Annotated in this window: 16 protein-coding genes; 7 read left to right on the top strand and 9 right to left on the bottom strand. The window is 60.6% G+C overall.

The features are described from left to right. Positions 1-291 precede the first annotated feature (291 nt). Positions 292-1962, bottom strand: a complete 1671-nt coding sequence (gene leuA, locus ACQKIK_RS13150) for a 2-isopropylmalate synthase (RefSeq protein WP_499136262.1) — start codon at positions 1960-1962, stop codon at positions 292-294. 297 nt (positions 1963-2259) lie between these two features. Between leuA and ACQKIK_RS13145 the strand changes: the two genes are divergently transcribed. Together ACQKIK_RS13145 and ACQKIK_RS13140 are read left to right on the top strand one after the other, a co-directional pair. Then, positions 2260-2661, top strand: a complete 402-nt coding sequence (locus ACQKIK_RS13145) for a DUF2946 domain-containing protein (RefSeq protein WP_045425289.1) — start codon at positions 2260-2262, stop codon at positions 2659-2661. A 54-nt stretch (positions 2662-2715) separates the two neighbouring features. Next, positions 2716-4905 (top strand): TonB-dependent copper receptor, encoded by a 2190-nt coding sequence (locus tag ACQKIK_RS13140; RefSeq protein WP_499136261.1) that lies wholly within the window; start codon positions 2716-2718, stop codon positions 4903-4905. A gap of 58 nt (positions 4906-4963) precedes the next feature. Here the strand turns inward: ACQKIK_RS13140 and ACQKIK_RS13135 are convergent, their stop codons facing one another. The 4 genes from ACQKIK_RS13135 to xseA are packed head-to-tail and all read right to left on the bottom strand — an operon-like array spanning position 4964 to position 9110. Next, complete coding sequence (locus ACQKIK_RS13135) at positions 4964-6271, bottom strand: mechanosensitive ion channel family protein (RefSeq protein WP_499136260.1); 1308 nt, start codon at positions 6269-6271, stop codon at positions 4964-4966. Between the two features lie 55 nt (positions 6272-6326). Next, positions 6327-6869, bottom strand: coding sequence for a hydrolase (locus tag ACQKIK_RS13130; protein WP_499136259.1), 543 nt, complete (start codon positions 6867-6869; stop codon positions 6327-6329). Positions 6870-6888: 19 nt separating this feature from the next. After that, entirely contained in the window at positions 6889-7707 is an 819-nt protein-coding gene (locus ACQKIK_RS13125; RefSeq protein ID WP_499136258.1) for a peptidoglycan DD-metalloendopeptidase family protein, read from the bottom strand. A 23-nt stretch (positions 7708-7730) separates the two neighbouring features. Next, the gene (gene xseA, locus ACQKIK_RS13120) at positions 7731-9110 is read right to left on the bottom strand and encodes an exodeoxyribonuclease VII large subunit (RefSeq protein WP_499136256.1); all 1380 of its coding nucleotides are present in this window, start codon (positions 9108-9110) and stop codon (positions 7731-7733) included. Between the two features lie 137 nt (positions 9111-9247). Here xseA and ACQKIK_RS13115 point away from each other — a divergent pair, with 137 nt between their 5' ends. The 3 genes from ACQKIK_RS13115 to guaA all read left to right on the top strand — a co-directional run bounded on the left by ACQKIK_RS13115 (position 9248) and on the right by guaA (position 13076). Beyond that, positions 9248-9793: a sugar ABC transporter ATPase gene (locus tag ACQKIK_RS13115; protein WP_499136255.1), complete on the top strand. Its 546-nt coding sequence runs from the start codon at positions 9248-9250 to the stop codon at positions 9791-9793. Between the two features lie 132 nt (positions 9794-9925). Further along, positions 9926-11395, top strand: a complete 1470-nt coding sequence (guaB, locus tag ACQKIK_RS13110) for an IMP dehydrogenase (RefSeq protein ID WP_045425305.1) — start codon at positions 9926-9928, stop codon at positions 11393-11395. A 100-nt stretch (positions 11396-11495) separates the two neighbouring features. After that, positions 11496-13076 carry a glutamine-hydrolyzing GMP synthase gene (guaA, locus tag ACQKIK_RS13105; RefSeq protein WP_499136254.1) on the top strand — a complete coding sequence of 527 codons (1581 nt, stop codon included), beginning with the start codon at positions 11496-11498 and terminating at the stop codon, positions 13074-13076. Between the two features lie 79 nt (positions 13077-13155). Here the strand turns inward: guaA and ACQKIK_RS13100 are convergent, their stop codons facing one another. Together ACQKIK_RS13100 and ACQKIK_RS13095 are read right to left on the bottom strand one after the other, a co-directional pair. Further along, positions 13156-14208 (bottom strand): GGDEF domain-containing protein, encoded by a 1053-nt coding sequence (locus ACQKIK_RS13100; RefSeq protein WP_128118963.1) that lies wholly within the window; start codon positions 14206-14208, stop codon positions 13156-13158. Between the two features lie 635 nt (positions 14209-14843). Next, positions 14844-15674, bottom strand: a complete 831-nt coding sequence (locus ACQKIK_RS13095; protein WP_045425308.1) for a DUF1206 domain-containing protein — start codon at positions 15672-15674, stop codon at positions 14844-14846. Positions 15675-15877: 203 nt separating this feature from the next. Here ACQKIK_RS13095 and ACQKIK_RS13090 point away from each other — a divergent pair, with 203 nt between their 5' ends. After that, positions 15878-17248 carry a multicopper oxidase family protein gene (locus ACQKIK_RS13090; protein ID WP_499136253.1) on the top strand — a complete coding sequence of 457 codons (1371 nt, stop codon included), beginning with the start codon at positions 15878-15880 and terminating at the stop codon, positions 17246-17248. 25 nt (positions 17249-17273) lie between these two features. Further along, positions 17274-17792: a tRNA adenosine(34) deaminase TadA gene (gene tadA / locus ACQKIK_RS13085; RefSeq protein WP_499136252.1), complete on the top strand. Its 519-nt coding sequence runs from the start codon at positions 17274-17276 to the stop codon at positions 17790-17792. Between the two features lie 19 nt (positions 17793-17811). Here the strand turns inward: tadA and ACQKIK_RS13080 are convergent, their stop codons facing one another. Both ACQKIK_RS13080 and argF read right to left on the bottom strand, forming a co-directional pair. Further along, entirely contained in the window at positions 17812-18921 is a 1110-nt protein-coding gene (locus tag ACQKIK_RS13080) for an ABC transporter ATP-binding protein (protein WP_241528866.1), read from the bottom strand. Then, complete coding sequence (gene argF / locus ACQKIK_RS13075) at positions 18918-19838, bottom strand: ornithine carbamoyltransferase (protein WP_045425318.1); 921 nt, start codon at positions 19836-19838, stop codon at positions 18918-18920. The genes ACQKIK_RS13080 and argF overlap by 4 nt, the downstream gene beginning before the upstream one ends. Positions 19839-20016: the final 178 nt, after the last annotated feature.

Below are 20016 nucleotides of genomic sequence, written 5' to 3'. Positions count from 1 at the left end.
CGGGTGGCGGAAGTGCTCAAGCCTATGCCTATAGCGAACAGGACCGGTTGCACAATCCTGCCGATGACTCACGCATTTCTGCTGGAATGAGATAGACCTGGCCCAGGCGCAGGTGTTCGGTACGTGATGCGCCGGGTTCTTTGGCGAGGGATTGATCGTCTGTCATGCTGCGACGAAACGCTGGGGCAGATGCTGCCGTCAGAGTAGCGGCAAGCGGTGGGCCATCGTGCCGCCTCCCAGGCGGCTCTAGTTGCAGCGTGGCGGGCCCTACGCAGAACCCGCCATTTCCGGTCAGGCTGCTTTCAGCTCGGCCTCACGCAGTGCCCGGTTGAGGGCGCTGAACAAGGCGCGAATGCTGGCGGTGGTGATGTTTTCGTCAATGCCGATGCCATGCAGCGGGCGCTCGCCATCCAGACGCACTTCGATATAGGCCGCGGCCCGTGCATTGCTGCCGGCACCGATCGAGTGCTCGTGGTAATCCATGATCTCCAGCTTCACCGGCAAGCCGGCGACCAGCGCTTCCAGCGGCCCCTTGCCGATCCCGCGCCAGTGCATGGTTTCACCCTCGCTGGTGACTTCCACCTCCACAGCGCTGGTGCCGTTTTCTTCCTGCAAACGATGGCTCTTCAGGGCGTACGGCGCCGTGGCTTGCAGGTATTCACCCTCCAGCAGGGAGTAGATCTGCTTGGCGTTCATCTCCAGTCCCAGACGATCGGTTTCCTTCTGCACCACCTGGCTGAACTCGATCTGCATCCGGCGCGGCAAGCTGATGCCGTACTCCTGCTCCAGCAAGTAGGTGATGCCGCCTTTGCCGGACTGACTGTTGACGCGAATCACCGCCTCGTAGCTGCGACCGATGTCAGCCGGGTCGATTGGCAGGTAGGGCACTTCCCACACGCCATTCGGATCCTGTTGGCTGAAGCCTTTGCGAATCGCGTCCTGGTGTGAGCCGGAGAAAGCTGTGTGAACCAGATCGCCGACATAGGGATGGCGCGGATGGACCGGCAGCTGGTTGCATTCCTCGACGACCTTGCGCACGGCATCGATGTCGGAAAAATCCAGCTGCGGATCGACGCCCTGGCTGTACATGTTCAGCGCTACGGTCACCAGATCGACATTGCCGGTGCGCTCGCCGTTGCCGAACAGGCAGCCCTCGACGCGATCCGCACCGGCCATCAGGCCCAGTTCGGTGGCGGCCACGCCCGTGCCGCGGTCGTTGTGGGTGTGCAGGCTAATCAGCACGCAGTCGCGCTTGTTGATCTGGCGGCCGAAATATTCGATCTGGTCGGCATAGATATTCGGCGTGGCGGCCTCAACGGTGGCCGGCAGGTTGAGGATCAGCTTCTTCTCAGGCGTCGGTTGGAATACGTCGATCACCGCGTTGCAGACCTCGACGGCGAAGTCGGTCTCAGTGGAGCTGAACACCTCGGGCGAATATTCGAAGCGCCAATCGGTTTCCGGCGCCGCATCGGCGAGACGCTTGACCACCTGCGCAGCGGCGACGGCGATGTTCACCACACCAGCCTTGTCCTGGTTGAACACGATGCGGCGGAAGCTCGGTGCCGTCGCGTTGTAGTAATGAACGATGGCCCGCTTGGCACCCTTGAGCGATTCGAAGGTGCGGATGATCAGGTCCTCGCGAGCCTGGGTCAGCACTTGAATGGTGACGTCATCCGGAATGTGCCCGCCCTGAATCAGCTCGCGAACGAAATCAAAATCGGTCTGCGATGCCGAGGGAAAGCCCACTTCGATCTCCTTCAGGCCGATCTGCACCAGCGTCTTGAAGAAACGCATCTTCTTCGCCGCGTCCATCGGCTCGATCAGCGACTGGTTGCCGTCGCGCAAATCGGAGCTCAGCCAGATCGGAGCCTGAGTGATGGTCTGCGATGGCCAGGTACGGTCAGGCAGATTGATCACCGGAAACGCGCGATATTTGTTTGAAGGATCTTTGAGCATGGTCATGGCGATTTCCTTGAGCAGCTCCCCGAAGCGCGGCGCGAAGCAGGGAGGGCAGAGCAGGTCGATGCGTATTTATGGTCCGAATGTAGGGCGCGCATATCGGATATTGCAACTGTCTTGAAAAAAATGGTGGAAAACACTAATAAAAATCCATAAATGAAAATAAGCAGTCGATTAGTCGCCGTAATCGAAGATTGATTGCTCGGCTCGATTGCGGCCCCGTGTCGCACTCACCCTGCGCCTCGGGGCGTGCGATCATCCGGCCACGATGAGCAGTAGCCGATCCACGGCAGGATTTACGTGAGACGCAAAGGACAGTTCACAGCGGGTCTCTGGCTTGGCCTTTTTGCCATGCTGATGATCCATGTGGGACCGCTCTATTCAGCGTCGCAGCTTAAGGCTGCCCAGCCCGACGCTGCAGCTCCGATCGCGCACCAGCATCATCATCACGATGCAAAAGCTCATCCGACAGCGGTGCATTCTCCATCGCGCTCGGATAGCCAGCCGGCCTGGCTCGCTTCGCTCGACCTCTGCGGTTACTGTGAGCTGTTGACGCTGAGTCCGCCGTTGGTGCTGGCCTTCGCACCTGCGTTGCCTTATTTCGCGCCTGTTTACGCACGGCTGATTCCCCAACAGCCCCTGCCGGCCATGCCACGCCTCACCGGCGGACATGCGCGGGCACCCCCCGTATTCCACTGCTGATTTCCGAGCCGCTAACGCGCGGTTCCTCCTAAATCTCAGAAGTGGAAGATCTTTATGTCCAGAATCATTCCTGTGCGGGCGGTAGCCTCGCGTCTGCCCGTCAACCTTTCCCTGCAGCCTTTGCGCTTGCGTTGGCAGTTGGCTCACCTCGCGCTGTTAAGCGCCTTGGCGGGCCAAGGCATGGCCGCTGAAGCCAACCCCGAATCGACCATCCAGCTCACGCCCATGATCATTACCGGCGTGGCGCAGCAATCCCCGCTTAAAGTGGTCACCGATCCGAAGATCCCGCGCCAGCCAATGCCGGCCAGCGACGGCGCGGATTATCTGAAGACCATTCCGGGCTTCTCCGCGGTGCGCAACGGTGGAGTAAACGGCGATCCGGTGTTCCGCGGTATGTTCGGCTCTCGGTTGAAACTGCTCAGCAATGGCGGCGAAATGCTGGGTGCGTGTCCGAACCGCATGGATTCGCCGAGCTCCTATATCAGCCCGGACACCTTCGACAAGCTAACCGTCATCAAAGGGCCGCAAACCGTGCTCTGGGGGCCCGGCGCTTCGGCGGCCACGGTGCTTTTCGAGCGCGAGCCGGAGCAGTTCAGCGAACCCGACTATCGCCTCAACGCCAGTCTGCTGACCGGCTCTAACGGTCGCTTCGACCGCAACCTGGACGCCGCCGCGGGTAGCACGCAGGGCTACGCGCGGCTGATGGCCAACAGCTCGCAGGCTGACGACTACGCGGACGGCGATGGCGATACCGTGCCGTCGCGCTATGACAAGTGGAACACCGATGTCGCGCTCGGCTGGATGCCGGATGCGGACACCTTGGTCGAGCTGACCGCAGGCCGTGGCGACGGCTTCGCCCGCTACGCCGGACGGGGCATGGATGGCAGCCAGTTCCAGCGTGAAAGTCTCGGGCTGCGCTTCGAGAAGAACAATATCGGCGAGACCTTCTACGGGCTGGAGGCGCAGGTCTATTACAACTACGCCGACCACGTCATGGACAACTACAGCCTGCGCGACTTCGTTCCGACAATGATGATGACCCAGCCGACCCTGTCGCGGGTCGACCGCCGCACGCTCGGTGGCCGACTGGTCGGCACCTGGCAATGGTCCGATGTCGACTTGAAGGCCGGCATTGATGCGCAGCGCAGCGAGCATCGCAAGGTCATGAACCCGGCCGGTGCGGTCAATCAGATGGTGGCGGCGGCGGGTAGCGACACGCTGCCCTGGGTGCCGGATGCCGTCCTGCACAGTTACGGCCTGTTCGGCGAGCTGACCTGGCAGCTCAGCGAACGCGAGAAAGTCATCAGCGGTCTGCGGCTGGATCTGCACGAGGCGACCGATGAGCGAGCATTCTTCAACAGCCATCACCCGACGCTGAAGAACATGATGGGCATGCCGGTCAGTCAGGATTGGACCAATCCGACGGCAGGGGATACCCGGCGTGACACGCTCTACAGCGGCTTCATGCGCTACGAAAAAGAGCTCGCCAGCATGCCGGTCACCGGGTACGCCGGCCTCGGTCATGCCGAACGGTTCCCTGATTACTGGGAGCTGTTCGTCTCCAACCCCGGTCCGGTCGGCAGCGTGCAGCCGTTCGATTCGGTGCGGCCGGAGAAGACCACGCAGCTGGATATCGGCCTGCAGTATGCCGATGGCCCGCTGCAGGCCTGGGTCTCCGCGTACGCCGGTTTGGTCGAAGACTACATCCTGTTCAGCTATGTGCCCGGCGTGATGCCCAGCATGCTCCGCGCGGAGGTAAGCAACATTGACGCCGCCATTGCCGGTGGCGAGATGGGCGCAAGCTACAGGTTCACCCGCAACTGGAAAGGCGATGCGAGCCTTGCCTACGCATGGGGAAAGAACCGCAGCGATGACCGAGCCATGCCGCAGATTCCACCGTTGGAGGGGCGGTTTGGTCTGACCTACGAGCGTGACGACTGGAGCACCAGTGGCCTCTGGCGAGTGGTCGCGTCGCAGGGCCGGGTTGCAAAAAACCAGGGTACCGTCGTCGGCAAGGACTTCGACGAGAGTGCCGGCTTTGGCGTGCTGGCGGTCAACGGTGCCTATCGTTTGGATCAGCACTTCAAGGTAAGCGCGGGTGTGGACAATCTGTTGGACAAAGCCTACAGCGAGCACCTCAACCTAGCCGGCAGCGCGGGCTTCGCCGACTACGGGCTCGACGCAACCCGTCGTGTCAACGAGCCGGGCCGCACCTATTGGGCGCGGGTCGACATGAGCTTCTGACGCGCATTTTCAGCAGGCATGAAGCAGCCAGCGGTGGTCTTTCCACTGCTGGCTGCAATCAGCCGTCCTGGGTCTTGTCGTCGTCGAGCCGGTCGCTCGGTTGGGGCAACTGCGGCATCGGTCGGCTAAGCAGCTGGCTGACCGAGCCATAGCCCTCGCGCATGTCCGCACCGCTCGGGTGCTGGAACACGCGCAGACCGAACTCGGGCAGAATCGCCAGCAGGTGATCGAAAATGTCTGACTGGATGGCCTCGTACTGGGTCCAGGCGACGGTGTTGGTGAAACAGTAAATCTCGAGCGGCAAGCCGTCAGCGGTAGGGCTGAGCTGGCGCACCATCAGGGTCATGCCTTGGTGAATGCCTCCATGGCTGCGCAGGTAGCGCTCTACGTAGGCACGGAAGCTGCCAATGTTAGTGATGCGTCGAGTATTCACCGGCTCCTTGCCGCGCTCTTCAAGCTTGGCATTCCACTCGTCAATCTCTCGGCGTTTTTCGGTGAGGTATTCATCGAGCAGGTTGAAACGATGCAGGCGCTCGCATTCGTCGCTGCTGAGAAAATGCACGCTTTGCTGATCCAGAAATAGGCTGCGCTTGATCCTGCGGCCGCCGCTTTCCTGCATGCCCCGCCAGTTCTTGAACGAGTCGCTGATAAAGCGCTTGGTCGGGATGTTGCTGATGGTCTTGTCCCAGTTCTGGACTTTTACCGTATGCAGAGCAATGTCGATGACATCGCCGTCGGCGTTTAGCTGAGGCATTTCCACCCAGTCGCCAACACGGATCAGGTCGTTGGAGGTGATCTGCACGCTGGCCACCAACGAAAGAATGGTGTCCTGAAATATCAACATCAGTACCGCCGCCATGGCGCCAAGGCCGGACAGCAGGATCAGTGGCGAACGGTCGATTAGGGTGGCGATGATGAGGATGGTGGCGACCGCGTACAGCACGATCTTGACCACCTGCAGATAGCCCTTGATGGGGTGCACATGCGCATCGGCGCGGCGCTGGTACATCATGTTGATGATGTCCAGCAACGCACCCAGGGCGAGGGCGATGGTCAGCACGATGAAGCCGCCGCAGACATTGCGCACGACGGTGACGGCCGCTTCCGGCAGGCCCGGTACGGCATTCACTCCAATCGACAGCACCAGCGCCGGCACGATGTTGGACAACCGGCGAATGATGCCGAAGTCCTGCAGCTGAGTTTCGCGTGTGCTGCGCAGTATTTTGTACAGACCGCTCACCAGGATCCGCTTGACCACCCAGTTGGCCAGCCAGGCCGCGAACACCAGCGCCGCGCTGGCGACCAGCGTCTCCAGTTCGGCATGCTCGCCCAGCCATTCCAGCCAGACCTTCATTTCTTCCTGCATCGTACCGCTCCGTCAGTTGGCGTCAGACCACAACCACATGCCAGCGGGTGTCCTGTCAGCGGATGAACTCGCGGCTAATCGAGCGGAAGAGGTCGGTCCCTGCCTGTTCCATCCATTCAAACGCAACCATTTCTCGCGAAACGATGCTGGCACCGGCTTGTTGCATGCGTGCCAGACCAAGCGCTTTGTCGCTGGCGCGGCGCGATCCGACAGCCTCTTCGACCACGAACACCTGATTGCCGCGGGCCAGCAGGTCGAGCACGGTCTGCAGTACGCAGATATGGGTTTCGATGCCGCTGATGATGAACTGCTTGCGGTCGCCACCGGGACGCCTGAACAGTTCGCCATCGCGCGCTGCGGAAAAATGCAGCTTCTCGATGATCGCCACGTCAGCCATGCCATCGCGCAGGGCTGCGATCGTAGGCCCGAGGCCCTTGCTGTACTGCTCGGTGACCAGCACCGGCACGCCGACGCGTTGGGCAACCTGGATCAGCCAGGCGCTGTGCTCGGCCAACGTGGTGTGGTCTTCGATGGCGGGAAATAGCCGTTCCTGAATGTCGATGATGACAAGCGTCGAATCCTGCGCATTGATGAGCATAAGGGGTCCTTGGGGCGGGTCAGGGTTTGAACGCACCGATGAAGATCGACGGGTCGACCCGTGCATCGTTGAGGCTGACGTTCCAGTGTAGATGCGGGCCGGTGGCTCGGCCGGTGGAGCCGACCTTGCCGAGCACGGCACCACGGAAAAGCTCGTCGCCGACCTTCACATCAATCTGCGACAAATGACAGAACATGCTGATCAGGCCTTGGCCGTGGTCGACGAACACAGTTTTGCCATTGAAGAAGTAATTGCCGGTGAGAATGACCTTGCCGGCAGCCGGTGTCTTGATCGGTGTACCGGCCTTCGCAGCGAAGTCCAGCCCGGAATGCGGGTTGCGCTCTTCACCATTGAAGAAGCGGCGCAGCCCGAACGGCGAGGACAGCGGGCCGTTGACCGGCTTGTCGAACAACAGGTTACTGGGCTGGCGTGGGCTGAACTGCCTATAGGCCCGTGTCTGTTCGTCCAGTTCGCGCTCGATACGTTTGAGGTCGGCCGGGTTGGGGTTGACCTGGCGCTGGTTCTTTAAGGTGATGCGCTGTTCGCGGTAGGTGCGAGGTTCGACACGGAAGCTATGTGCTTGGCCGTCGACATCCAGCGACTGCTGACCGGCTTTGACCGACAGCGGGATGCCGACAATGGCGATCCAGCGCTGGTCATCTTCGCGAACCACCAGCACGGGTTTGCCGTCGTACCGTGCTGTTGGCGCGCTGGCATCGTTACCGAGGTCGATTACCGCGACGCCGCCGGGTACGGGTTTGTTCAGCAGGCGGGTGAGAAAACCTTCGGCGTGGACGGGAAGTGAAAGGCAGAGCAGCAGGGCAAGGGCAAAACGCATAAGAGTCCTGGGCAAAAAGTGGGTTAGTCCAGCAGTGACAAGGTGACGGGCGTCTGATGGTTGTCTTCGACCCTGACGTCCAGCTCGCCTTCGCCCAGACGCGCCTTGAGTCGTTGGCCGGGCTGGGTCTGGCCCGCATGCCGAATAGCCTGGCCGCGCTCGTCGAGCAGGATGCTGTAGCCACGTGACAAGGTGGCGAGCGGGCTGACGACATTCAGCGTCTGCGCCAGTCCCTGTAATTGTCGGCGATGGCCTTTCAGGGTGTCCTGCATTGCTCGGGGTAGGCGGCTGGACAGATGATCGAGGCGTTGGCGTAACAGGTTCAGGTTTCGGCCTGGGTGCTGGCCCGCAAGGCGTGTTTCGAGGAGGGCGAGGCGTTCCTGCCCGGCGCAGAGTCGACGGTCGATGCCGCGCAGCAGGCGTTGTTCAAGATCGTCGATGCGCTGGGCCTGTTGTTGCAGGCGCTCGCCGGGGTGTCGCAGCCGGCGTGTCAGGCCTTCGAGGCGCGATGCATCGCGGTGTAAACGGTCCCGCATCCGCAGCAGCAAGCGCTGGCGCAGGCCATCGAGTCGCTGGCGCACGTCGGCGCTGCTGGGTGCCAGGAGTTCGGCTGCCGCGGAAGGCGTCGGTGCGCGTACGTCGGCGACGAAGTCGGCAATGGAAACGTCGGTTTCATGACCTACGGCGCAAACGATCGGCGTCTCGCAGGCTGCCACGGCGCGTGCGACCACTTCTTCGTTAAAGCACCACAGGTCTTCCAATGAGCCGCCGCCGCGCGCCAGGATCAGCGCATCGAAGCCGCCACGGTCGGCCAGTTCCAGCGCACGGACGATTTGTGCCGTCGCTTCGCGGCCCTGGACCGGGGTCGGTACCAGCGTCAGGGCAACATGCGGCGCCCGTCGACGGAACACCGAAATGATGTCGCGGATCACCGCACCGGTGGGCGAGCTGACGATGCCAATACGTTGCGGGTGAGCGGGCAGGGCGCGCTTGCCGGCGGCGTCGAACAAGCCTTCGGCGCTCAGCTTCTCCTTTAGCGCTTCGAATGCCAGGCGCAGCGAGCCGTCGCCCGCTGGCTCGACGTTGTCGAGAATCAACTGGTAGTCGCCGCGGCCCTCGAACAAGGACACTCGTCCGCGTACTTTTACCGCGAGGCCGTCGCGCAATGCCTGCCGCACACGCAAGGCATTCTGTCGGAATAGCGCGCAGCGCACCTGGGCGCTCTTGTCCTTCAGCGTGAAGTAGACGTGGCCTGATGCCGGCTTGGACAAGTTGGATATTTCGCCTTCTACCCACACCTGGGCGAAGACATCTTCGAGCAGCAGCCGCGCGCGACCGTTGAGCTGGCTGACGGTCAGCACCTCACGGTCGAGATTGAGGCGTTGGAAAGGATCTTTGAGCATGCCGGGATGATAAGGGAAAACTATGGTTAGGGGCTGAGGGCGAATGGCCAAACGGACAACAGGCGACGCCGCGTCGTTGACCTACGCTGAGTAGTCATTATGCTGCGCCGCTTTCTTCGCCTCCTTTCGAGTCACTCATGAGTCACAGTCAAGCGATCGTCGTGCCGCGTATCTCATCCTTTCCTGGCCATGAAGCCAAGGCGCGAATGATCCTGCGTTGGCTTGCCGAGCGGCGCATCGTCGAGGCGCTGCCTACCACCTGTGGGCGCGGTGTTGGCGGCATGGCCTATGCGCTTGGATCGGGTGCGCGCAACGTTGTGCTGCACCCTGAGCGGTTGCCGTTCGCTGAGCCGATCAATGGCTTGGAGGTTGTGACCAAGCGCTGCATCTACACGCCGACCCGGGCGTTTGCCGAGGAGGCCGGATGCCCTGAATGTCGGCAAGAAATTGGTGAGGCGCTGTTCGAGAGTCTCGACGAGTGGATGCCTGCACAGACCGACACCTTCACCTGTCCGGAATGCGGGTACGAGGATGACATCAATGGCTTCCTGTTCATTCCGGCCTGCGGCTTTTCCAATCTTGGCTTCATCTTCAACGGGTGGGGCGAGGCTGTATTTGCCCAGTCCTTTCTTGACGAGTTCGCTGGACGGCTGGGATTCAAGGTGGCGGTGGTGGTTGCGTAGGCGGGACCGGTCAGTCATTTTTTCGGCGTAGCGAAGCGAAACGCGCGCGGCGGACCTTACAACTGCATTGAGCGTAATGGTGTGCGTGGGTATAATGCCGCGCTTCCTTTTTCCCGCCTGGGAGCCCCCGCCATGCTGCGTATCAGCCAAGAAGCCTTGACTTTCGATGATGTTCTCCTGATCCCGGGTTATTCCGAGGTCCTGCCGAAGGATGTCAGCCTCAAGACCCGCCTGACCCGCGAAATCGAGCTGAACATTCCCCTTGTTTCGGCGGCAATGGACACCGTCACCGAAGCCCGTCTGGCCATCGCCATGGCGCAGGAAGGCGGCATCGGCATCATTCACAAGAACATGAATGTCGAGCAGCAGGCTGCCGAAGTGCGCAAGGTCAAGCGCCACGAGACGGCCATCGTTCACGATCCGGCGACCGTGACGCCTGAAACCAAGATCAGCGAACTGCTGCGCAAGGCGCGGGAGCTTGGTTTCTCTGGCTTTCCTGTGGTCTCGGGCAAAGAGCTGGTGGGTATCGTCACCGGGCGCGACCTGCGCTTCACGCCGAACGTCGGTGATTCGGTTGCCGCGATCATGACGCCGAAGGAAAAGCTGATCACCGTTCAGGAAGGCACCGGGCTCGAGGAAATCAAAACCAAACTCTACGAGCACCGCATCGAAAAGATGCTGGTGGTCGACGGCAATTTCCATTTGCGCGGCCTGGTGACCTTCCGCGATATCGAGAAGGCCAAGACTTACCCGCTGGCCTCCAAGGATGATCAGGGCCGCCTGCGTGTCGGTGCTGCCGTTGGGACTGGCGCTGATACCGCTGAACGTGTCGAAGCGTTGGCTGCTGCCGGCGTCGATGTGATCGTCGTCGACACCGCACACGGCCACTCTCGCGGTGTGCTCGATCGCGTTCGTTGGGTCAAGGATAACTTCCCGCAGGTCCAGGTCATCGGCGGCAACATCGCCACTGCCGAAGCCGCGCTGGACCTGGTCAAGGCTGGCGCCGACGCGGTCAAGGTCGGCATTGGCCCAGGCTCGATCTGCACCACCCGCATCGTTGCTGGTGTCGGCGTGCCGCAGATCTCCGCCATCGCCAACGTCTCCGCCGCGCTCGAAGGCACCGGCGTGCCGATGATCGCCGATGGCGGCATCCGCTTCTCCGGTGATCTGTCCAAGGCCATCGTGGCCGGCGCCAACGCCGTGATGATGGGCTCGATGTTTGCCGGTACCGAGGAAGCTCCGGGCGAGATCGAGTTGTTCCAGGGCCGCTCCTACAAGGCCTACCGCGGCATGGGCTCGCTGGGCGCCATGTCCCAGGCGCAGGGTTCGTCGGATCGTTACTTCCAGGATTCCTCCGCTGGTGCCGAAAAGCTGGTGCCGGAAGGCATCGAAGGGCGCGTGCCGTACAAGGGCTCGCTGGCAGCAATCATTCACCAGCTGATGGGCGGCCTGCGCGCCTCCATGGGCTATACCGGTAGCGCGACCATCGATCACATGCGCACCCACCCGCAGTTCGTGCGCATCACCGGTGCCGGCATGGCCGAGTCCCATGTGCATGATGTGCAGATCACCAAGGAAGCGCCCAACTACCGGGTTGGTTGATATTTCTGTCGCTGGAGGCTGATCGCCGAGCGGCTGGATGGGCAATGCCTCGTTCAGCCGCTTGCGTTCAGCCTTCAGCCGTTTTTCCCAGGGGAAAAAAATGGCCCATCAAGACATTCACGCTCACCGCATCCTGATTCTGGACTTCGGCTCGCAGTACACCCAGCTGATCGCCCGTCGCGTGCGCGAACTCGGCGTTTACTGCGAATTGCATCCGTTCGACATGAGCGATGAGGACATTCGCGACTTCGCGCCGCGCGGCATCATCCTGGCTGGCGGCCCGGAGTCGGTGCACGCCGAAGGTAGCCCTCGCGCGCCGCAGGCCGTGTTCGATCTCGGCGTACCGCTGTTCGGTATCTGTTACGGCATGCAGACCATGTCGGAGCAGCTGGGTGGCAAGGTGCAGGGTTCGGATGAACGCGAGTTCGGTTACGCACGCGTCGATCTGGTTGGCAAGTCCAAGCTGTTCGACGGCATCGAAGATCACATGGACGACGACGGCGTCTTCGGCCTCGACGTCTGGATGAGTCACGGCGACAAGGTAACGACGCTGCCGGAAGGCTTCCACATCCTGGCCAGCACACCGAGCTGCCCAATTGCTTCCATGGGTGATGATGACCGTCGCTACTATGGCGTGCAGTTCCACCCGGAAGTGACCCATACCCGTCAGGGCGGGCGCATTCTGTCGCGTTTCCTGCTGGAAATCTGCGGCTGCGAAGCGCTGTGGACGCCGTCCAACATCGTCGATGATCTGGTCGAGCAGGTTCGCAATCAGGTCGGTTCGGCCAACGTACTGCTCGGTCTGTCCGGCGGTGTCGACTCCTCGGTGGTTGCGGCGCTGCTGCACAAGGCCATCGGTGATCAGCTGACCTGCGTGTTCGTCGACAACGGCCTGCTGCGCCTGCACGAAGGCGACCAGGTAATGGCGATGTTCGCTGAGAACATGGGCGTCAAGGTGATCCGTGCCGACGCCGAAGCCCAGTTCCTCGATAACCTCGCCGGCGAAGCTGATCCGGAAAAGAAGCGCAAGATCATCGGCCGTACCTTTATCGACGTGTTCGATGCACAGGCCAGCAAGCTCGACAACATCCAGTACCTCGCTCAGGGCACCATTTACCCGGACGTCATCGAGTCCGCGGGTGCCAAGAGCGGCAAGGCCCATGTAATCAAGTCGCACCACAACGTCGGTGGCCTGCCGGAGGAGATGAACCTCAAGCTGGTCGAGCCCCTGCGCGAGCTGTTCAAGGACGAAGTCCGCAAGATCGGCCTTGAACTCGGCCTGCCTTACGACATGGTCTACCGCCATCCCTTCCCAGGCCCGGGTCTGGGCGTGCGCATCCTCGGCGAAGTGAAAAAGGAATACGCCGACCTGCTGCGTCGTGCTGACCACATTTTCATCCAGGAACTGCGCAACTTCGACTGGTACCACAAGACCAGCCAGGCCTTCGTGGTGTTCCAGCCGGTTAAGTCGGTGGGTGTCGTGGGCGATGGCCGCCGCTACGCCTGGGTCGTCGCGCTGCGTGCGGTCGAAACCATCGACTTCATGACGGCCCGCTGGGCACATCTGCCGTATGAGCTGCTGGAGAAGGTATCCAACCGCATCATCAACGAAATCGACGGTATCTCGCGCGTGACATACGACGTATCGAGCAAGCCGCCGGCGACTATTGAGTGGGAATGATCGGGTGTCTGGCGCCGGCCGACACTGATTAGCAGAAAAGCTGAAGCCCGCGTAACTGCGGGCTTCTGATTGTTTGTCGCTAAACCACAGCGACCTCAACCCTGTTACGCCCAGCGGATTTGCTTTCGTAGAGCGCAACGTCGGCGCGTGCGATCGCATCACTGAGCAACTCGTCTGCACGATACTGGGTGATGCCGATCGACAGCGTAATGCAGACTCGTATGTCATCGCTGTAGAGTTCCAGTTCCTCGACACTCTTGCGTATACGCTCGGCACTGTCGCCCGCATGGCTGAAATCCGTATCCGGCAGAATCGACAGAAACTCTTCGCCGCCCCAACGGCCGATGAAGTCCTGGTCACGCATTGATTGTTTGAGTAGATCGCTCACCGCTTGGAGAACGCGATCGCCCATGTCGTGACCATACTGGTCATTGACCTGCTTGAAGTGGTCAATGTCCATCAGCATCAAGGTGAGGTTGGTGGGGTGGCGCTGGTGTCGCGCCAGGACCTTTTCAGCGAGTTCAATCATGTGTCGACGATTGAATAGACCGGTCAGTGAGTCGGTGGTTGCCATTGACGCCAGCTTCCTGTGTGCCCGGGTCACCGTGGCCACATAGAACAGCGCAAGATAGCTGAACATGCAGAAGACCACGGTAAGGTTGAACACGTGCACGCCCAGCAGCGCACTGGAGGAGATGGGTTGCAGCGGTTCAATGAACCACATCAATACGTCCAGTCCGACGTAGTAGGCCCATAGCCACCCCGCGTATATCCAGGCGGTGCGCGTGGGCATGCTGACGAACAGGGCAGGAATAAACATCAGCAGAAAATAGTGGAAGCCGCTTTCCCAACCAATCAGCACCGTTCCCAGTCCGGCATGAACAAGCACTTCAATGCGTATCAGCATGACCGCGAGCTGATTTCTTCGCTGTTGGAATGCGCGATAGGCATAGATATACATCGCCACGCTGACCACGTTTATCCAGGCCAGAATCGGTGAGCCAAGAATGAGGAAGATGAATAAAAAGGCTACATCGACGCTACCCGCCAACTGACAGCAACGCATTGAAAGCTGCCAGAACTCCGGGCGGGCGTCGCGCTGGCGAAGGTGTTCCGGTTGTGTTCCTTGCATCAATGCTGTTCCTTGAAATCCGGTTCTATCGCGTCGGCTGTTTGAGTTGACTGCCTCGGAAACACAGTAAAAGAGGGAGGGAAGAGAGCCGTTCGCAGCGCATCTGAAGCACGGTACGAGCCTGGAGGGCGGCTGTCTAGTGGCCACTGGCCCTGTGCTTGATAGCCATATGTCCCAACAGGTTTACGATCCAGTCGCAGCTGGCGCCGACGACATGCCAATGTCGTACCTGCTTTTTTCAGCAGTTCAGAGGGGAGTGAATCAACGCGGGGCGTTCGTCCATGCTTGTGTTCGTACTCGATTGGCCGCAAAGCTCAAGCGCGCAGGGCAAACACTTATATCACTAAACAGCGGTAGCTTTTGGAAACGTTGCGCTGCGAGTTTCGAGAGCCTTAGTAACCGCTGGCGATCCCTGTATTCACTCGCGTTCGAACAAAACTTTCTTGGTTCGGTCGTGTTCCAGCGAGGACGGTAGGGCGGTCGCGTCTACGTTTTCGGCACCGCTCGCGTCCGAGTTCTGCGAACCGCTCTGGTCGAAAATTGCCGTCCGCGTCGAAGGTAACCTAGCCGTACCATCCCCGGACCGCCTTGGCGAGTAGAAGCCCCGACGTGCCGGAGCTTCTACTCGCGTTTAGTCAGTGCATGACGGCCGGCGTATCGATACGGCGCCAGATCGCTTCGGAGAAGCTGTAAATAGCGAAGGCCACTAATCCAAGGCCAACCAGCGATAGCCAGAACGTGCCGAAGGGCAAGTTTTGCAGAGCGTTCAGAGCGTCTTCCAGGCCCGGCGGGTTGGTTGGCTCGTAGTGGCTGCCACCTGTGAAGAGCATGCCGGCAACAACGAGAAAGGCGACGCCGCGTGCGATGAGACCTGCGCGGGAAATGGGGCGAACCCATTTCATGACGTGTTCGGATGCGTAGAAGTACTTTTCGAACTTGGCTTTCCAGCCCTTGATGATGTGGGCAATACCAACGCCCAAGGGTACCAGCGCAACCAGATAGATCAGGTAGTTCGAGTATTTCCAACCAAGCAGGCCCGAGAGGAAATCGCCGCCTGACCCGCCGCTGCCGCCTGATCCGCCGATGGAGCTACCAAGCAGGCCAAGGGTGAATAGAGCAAGCAGGGTATAGGCCACGGCACTTCCTACGAGACCTGCCCGGATCACTAAGCCCTTGGCATCGGTGCCATGGCCTTCCGGGTCGGTAATCGCCTGAGTTAGGCGCCACGCCACGTAAGCCACGAGTCCGACAACCATGATCCAGAGCAAGGTCTCCCCAAAGGGCTGCCCTAACAATTGTTGAATGGCGCCTTTGGTACCGACGGTATTTCCGCTGCCGATGCCGGCCATAAAGGCAAATATGCCGACGATCAGATAGACAACGCCTCGTGCGGCGTAGCCGCTTCGAGCGAGCCAGGTGATGCCTCGGCTGACTTCACCTTTGGCCTGGGCTGCAGTGGGGTGCATGGCGCCTCCTCGATATGGATGGATGTCTTCTTAAGTAGACGCGGGATTAGGCGCTAGGGTTCGCTGTTATTAATTGAGGGGCTTGCTAGGGGCATTGCTTGCATGCTGCGACATAGCGCACGAAGCTGTAGCATGATGCAAATGCGAGCGATTCCAATCTAGTTGTTTGTGCCACTGCTCGTGCCAGTTTTGATGAGAATGAAATGACTTTTACCCGAAGGAAAGTGCTGTCCGGGTTAGCTGGGCTAGCGGCGTTGGGCGTTGCCGGTGGCGGCGCACGCTATTGGCTTGGGCGTCCCGCTGATCCCGTGACCCATGATTACGAGCTGATCGCAGCTCCAGCTGAGATCGAGTTGATCGCCGGCACCAAGACCCAAGCATGGTGCTACGGTGGGCAGGCGCCGGGCGTCGAACTGCGCGCCAGACAGGGGGAGTGGTTGCGGGTGCGCTTCACCAATCACCTGCCGGAGCCCACCACTATCCATTGGCATGGCATCCGCCTGCCGCTGAACATGGATGGGGTTCCTTATGTTTCCCAGCTGCCTGTCTTGCCCGGCGAGTCGTTCGATTATTTGTTTCAAGTGCCGGACGCAGGTAGTTTCTGGTATCACCCACACACGTCGAGCGCCGAGCAGCTGGGGCGCGGCCTGGTAGGGCCGATGATTGTCGAAGAGCGCGAGCCGAGCGGGTTTCGCCATGAGCGAACGCTTAGCCTTAAGAACTGGCATGTCGACAAGCAGGGACACTTCACCGATTTCAGCGTACCGCGAGAAGCTGCCCGAGGAGGAACACCTGGCGTGTTGTCGACCATTAATGGGGAGCACGCGCCAACCCTTGAACTGCCGGCGGGCCAAGTGGTGCGTTTGCGCATCATCAACCTCACCAACACCGTCACCTATCGGGTGAACCTGCCGGGTGGTAATGCGCGTATCTATGCAATCGATGGCAACCCGATCGCGCCGCGCCCGCTGGGCAAATCCTATTGGCTGGGCCCGGGCATGCGCATCGACCTGGCCTTGAAAGTGCCGCCTGCGGGCGAGCAGCTATCTTTGCGCAATGGCCCATTGCGGCTGGCGACGCTCGCTTCGATCGCCACGACAGAAGACGAGGGTAACTGGCCGGCACCGCTGCCAGCCAACCCAATCGCTGAACCGGACCTGCAGCGGGCCGAAACGCTGCGCTTCAACTTCGAGTGGGCCGGCACGTTGTCCAGTGACGCGGGGCAGGGCGACGCGTTCACGTTCTGGCAGATCAATGGTCAGGCTTGGGACATCAATGACAAGACCTGTGCGGATCGGCCCATTGCCACGTTGAAGAAAAACGGTCATTACATATTCGAGCTGCGCAACCTCAGCCAATATCAGCACCCAATTCATCTACACGGCATGACCTTCAAGGTCATCTCGTCCAACCGCAAACGAATCGATCCCTGGTATACCGACACCTACTTGCTCGGCAAGAACGAGACGGCACGAATCGCGCTGGTGGCGGATAATCCAGGTGTATGGATGTTCCACTGTCATGTGATCGATCACATGGAAACCGGGCTAATGGCGGCGATTGAAGTGGTTTGATGGAAGCGACAGTCGGGTGGAATAGATGAAGAAGCCGATGATCATTGATCGTTCCCGCGATGATGAGTTCATGCGCGAGGCGTTGTCGCTTGCGGCCGAAGGCGCAAGACGAGGGGAGGTGCCGGTCGGTGCGGTGGTCGTACAGGATGGCAAGGTTATCGGCCGCGGTTTCAATTGTCCGATCTCCACTCACGACCCCAGTGCTCACGCTGAGATGGTCGCTATTCGCGATGCAGCGGCGAGCCTGGAAAACTATCGGTTGCCGGGCAGCACGCTGTACGTGACGCTGGAGCCTTGCAGCATGTGCGCAGGCTTGATCGTCCACTCGCGTATTCAGCGGGTGGTGTATGGCGCCACGGAGCCCAAGGCTGGCGTTGCGGTCAGTCGCGGAGAGTTCTTTTCGCAGCATTTCCTCAACCACCGCGTATTGATCGAAGGTGGGGTGAGCGCGGAGGCGTGCAGCCAGGTGCTGAGCGAGTTCTTCAAGGGGCGCCGCCTCAAGACACACGGTGGCGAGGCGGCGCAAGGATCGTTGGAGGGCTAAGGCGCAGCGCTGTCAGCGATCAGACGCTGCTGCTGTAGCGGCGCACGCCCGCGTCTGGCAGCTTTTCATGGGCGGCCACGCTGCCCTGCGCAGGAAACACCACCAAATGGTCGGCAGCAATGGCAATACCGACTTCCTGGCCAGTCGGATAGTCCGCGTGGCTGGGAAATATCCCCTCCAGCTGATTGCCGGTAGGGAGCTGCAGGCGATACAGCGTCGAGGCGCCAAGGAATGTCTTGCCGACAATGAGCGCCTTGAGTCTGCTTTCCGGCGAATAGACGATGTCATCCGGACGCAACAGGACGTCCACCGAGCTGCCAGCCGGCATGGTGTAGGCGCGGTTGCCGCGAATGACGCCCAGTTCGGTCTGTACCGTCTCCGGGTCAATCAGCTGGCCGCGGATGAAATACCCCTGGCCTATGAAACTCGCCACGAAGGGTGTAAGCGGCTCATGGTAGAGATTGAACGGCGTGTCCCACTGTTCCAGCCGACCATCCTTGAACACACCGACCTGATCGCTGACGGCGAAGGCCTCTTCCTGATCGTGGGTGACGAGAATGGCGCTGGTGCCACGCGCCTTGAGAATTTCGCGAACCTCGTGGCTCAAGCGCCGGCGCAGGTCGCCATCGAGGTTGGAGAAAGGCTCGTCTAGTAAAAGCAGTTCCGGCTCGGGTGCAAGGGCTCGGGCGAGCGCAACACGTTGTTGCTGGCCGCCGGAAAGCTCGTGCGGATAGCGCTTACCGAGCGGCGAGAGGTGCACCAAGTCAAGCATCTCTCGCACGATGCGTTGCGATTGCGGATGCTTGCGGATGCCGAAGCCAATGTTTTCCGTCACGGTCAGATGCGGGAACAGGGCATAGTCCTGAAACACCATGCCGACCCTGCGCTTCTCGGGCGCCAGGGTGAAACCACGGCGCGAAAGCACGGCGTCGCCGAGTTGGATCTCGCCTTCGTTGACGTGCTCGAATCCGGCGATAGCCCGTAATGTAGTGGTTTTACCGCAACCGGACGGCCCCAGGAGACAGCCGATATCGCCGCGATTCAGGTGCAGATTGAGACTCTGCACGATGCTCTGGCCGCCATAGCCGCAATCGAGGTTGCGCAGATGCAGCAGCGGTTCATGGCTCATGCGTGGTGGTAAGCCGGCTCGACCAGAAACTCAAGCAGAGCTTTTTGTACATGCAGACGGTTTTCGGCCTGTTGCCAAGCGACTGCTCGCTTGTCGTCGAGCAGGTCGTGGCTGATCTCCTCGCCGCGATGCGCCGGCAGGCAATGCATGAACAGGACGTCTTCGGCTGCCGCGTCGAGCAAGGCGCGGTCGACTTGATAGGGGCGGAAGGTGGCAATACGAGCGGCGACTTCGTCTTCCTGGCCCATGGAGGCCCAGACGTCTGTGCTGACCAGGTGTGCACCCGCTACCGCTTCGCGTGGGTCACGGAAAACCTGCACTCGGTCTCCAGCCTTCGCGAGCAGCTCGCCTTTGGGCTCATAGCCCTCCGGGCAAGCGATGCGCAGCTGGAAATCGAACTGAAGCGCGGCCTCCATATAGGAGTTGCACATGTTGTTGCCATCCCCGACCCAGGCGACGGTCTTGCCCGCGATACTGCCGCGCAGCTCATGAAAAGTCTGCATGTCGGCCATCAGTTGGCAGGGGTGCAGATCGTCTGAAAGACCGTTGATCACCGGCACCGAGGAGTTCGCTGCAAACTCGGTCAGCGTTGAATGAGCGAAGGTGCGGATCATGATGGCGTCGAGCATGCTCGACATGACGATGGCTGAGTCGCTGATCGGTTCGCCGCGCCCCAATTGCGTGTCGCGCGGCGAGAGAAACACGGCTTGGCCACCGAGCTGAATCATCCCCGCTTCGAAAGACAGTCTCGTGCGGGTCGAGGCTTTTTCGAAGATCATGCCCAGGACGCGGTTTTTCAGCGGCTCGAACAGAATGCCGCGCTCGCGCAGATCCTTCAGCTCGATGCCGCGACGGACCAGGCCTAACAGCTCCTGGGGCGTGCAATCCATCAGTGAGAGAAAATGCCTTGCGCTCATATCAACTACCTTTCATTGCCGCAGTCGAGGCCGGAGATTTCGACGAAAAAGAAGGGCCTACGACAGGGGTCGCATAGATGGCGACGAAACGGGAAAGGCGCGATCTTATCCAGAAAGTCTCAGCCGGCGCAAATCGGCCTCAGCGCGCCAGATTCCTGCGCTGCAGGCGAGCTGTGTC

The sequence above is a fragment of the Pseudomonas sp. NPDC047961 genome (assembly GCF_050272435.1).
In the GTDB taxonomy this organism is placed as follows: Bacteria; Pseudomonadota; Gammaproteobacteria; order Pseudomonadales; family Pseudomonadaceae; genus Stutzerimonas.
The sequence above is the reverse complement of the archived record's forward strand: the minus strand, read 5'-3'. Positions and strand labels throughout refer to the sequence as shown.

Excerpts from the sequence above, each read along its gene's own strand:
- ACQKIK_RS13090 (WP_499136253.1), top strand. The coding sequence starts at position 15,878 with ATGACTTTTACCCGAAGGAAAGTGCTGTCCGGGTTAGCTGGGCTAGCG.
- ACQKIK_RS13140 (WP_499136261.1), top strand. The coding sequence starts at position 2,716 with ATGTCCAGAATCATTCCTGTGCGGGCGGTAGCCTCGCGTCTGCCCGTC.
- ACQKIK_RS13115 (WP_499136255.1), top strand. The coding sequence starts at position 9,248 with ATGAGTCACAGTCAAGCGATCGTCGTGCCGCGTATCTCATCCTTTCCT.
- argF (WP_045425318.1), bottom strand. The coding sequence starts at position 19,838 with ATGAGCGCAAGGCATTTTCTCTCACTGATGGATTGCACGCCCCAGGAG.
- ACQKIK_RS13100 (WP_128118963.1), bottom strand. The coding sequence starts at position 14,208 with ATGCAAGGAACACAACCGGAACACCTTCGCCAGCGCGACGCCCGCCCG.
- ACQKIK_RS13135 (WP_499136260.1), bottom strand. The coding sequence starts at position 6,271 with ATGCAGGAAGAAATGAAGGTCTGGCTGGAATGGCTGGGCGAGCATGCC.
- guaA (WP_499136254.1), top strand. The coding sequence starts at position 11,496 with ATGGCCCATCAAGACATTCACGCTCACCGCATCCTGATTCTGGACTTC.
- tadA (WP_499136252.1), top strand. The coding sequence starts at position 17,274 with ATGAAGAAGCCGATGATCATTGATCGTTCCCGCGATGATGAGTTCATG.
- guaB (WP_045425305.1), top strand. The coding sequence starts at position 9,926 with ATGCTGCGTATCAGCCAAGAAGCCTTGACTTTCGATGATGTTCTCCTG.
- xseA (WP_499136256.1), bottom strand. The coding sequence starts at position 9,110 with ATGCTCAAAGATCCTTTCCAACGCCTCAATCTCGACCGTGAGGTGCTG.
- ACQKIK_RS13095 (WP_045425308.1), bottom strand. The coding sequence starts at position 15,674 with ATGCACCCCACTGCAGCCCAGGCCAAAGGTGAAGTCAGCCGAGGCATC.
- ACQKIK_RS13080 (WP_241528866.1), bottom strand. The coding sequence starts at position 18,921 with ATGAGCCATGAACCGCTGCTGCATCTGCGCAACCTCGATTGCGGCTAT.
- ACQKIK_RS13125 (WP_499136258.1), bottom strand. The coding sequence starts at position 7,707 with ATGCGTTTTGCCCTTGCCCTGCTGCTCTGCCTTTCACTTCCCGTCCAC.
- leuA (WP_499136262.1), bottom strand. The coding sequence starts at position 1,962 with ATGACCATGCTCAAAGATCCTTCAAACAAATATCGCGCGTTTCCGGTG.
- ACQKIK_RS13130 (WP_499136259.1), bottom strand. The coding sequence starts at position 6,869 with ATGCTCATCAATGCGCAGGATTCGACGCTTGTCATCATCGACATTCAG.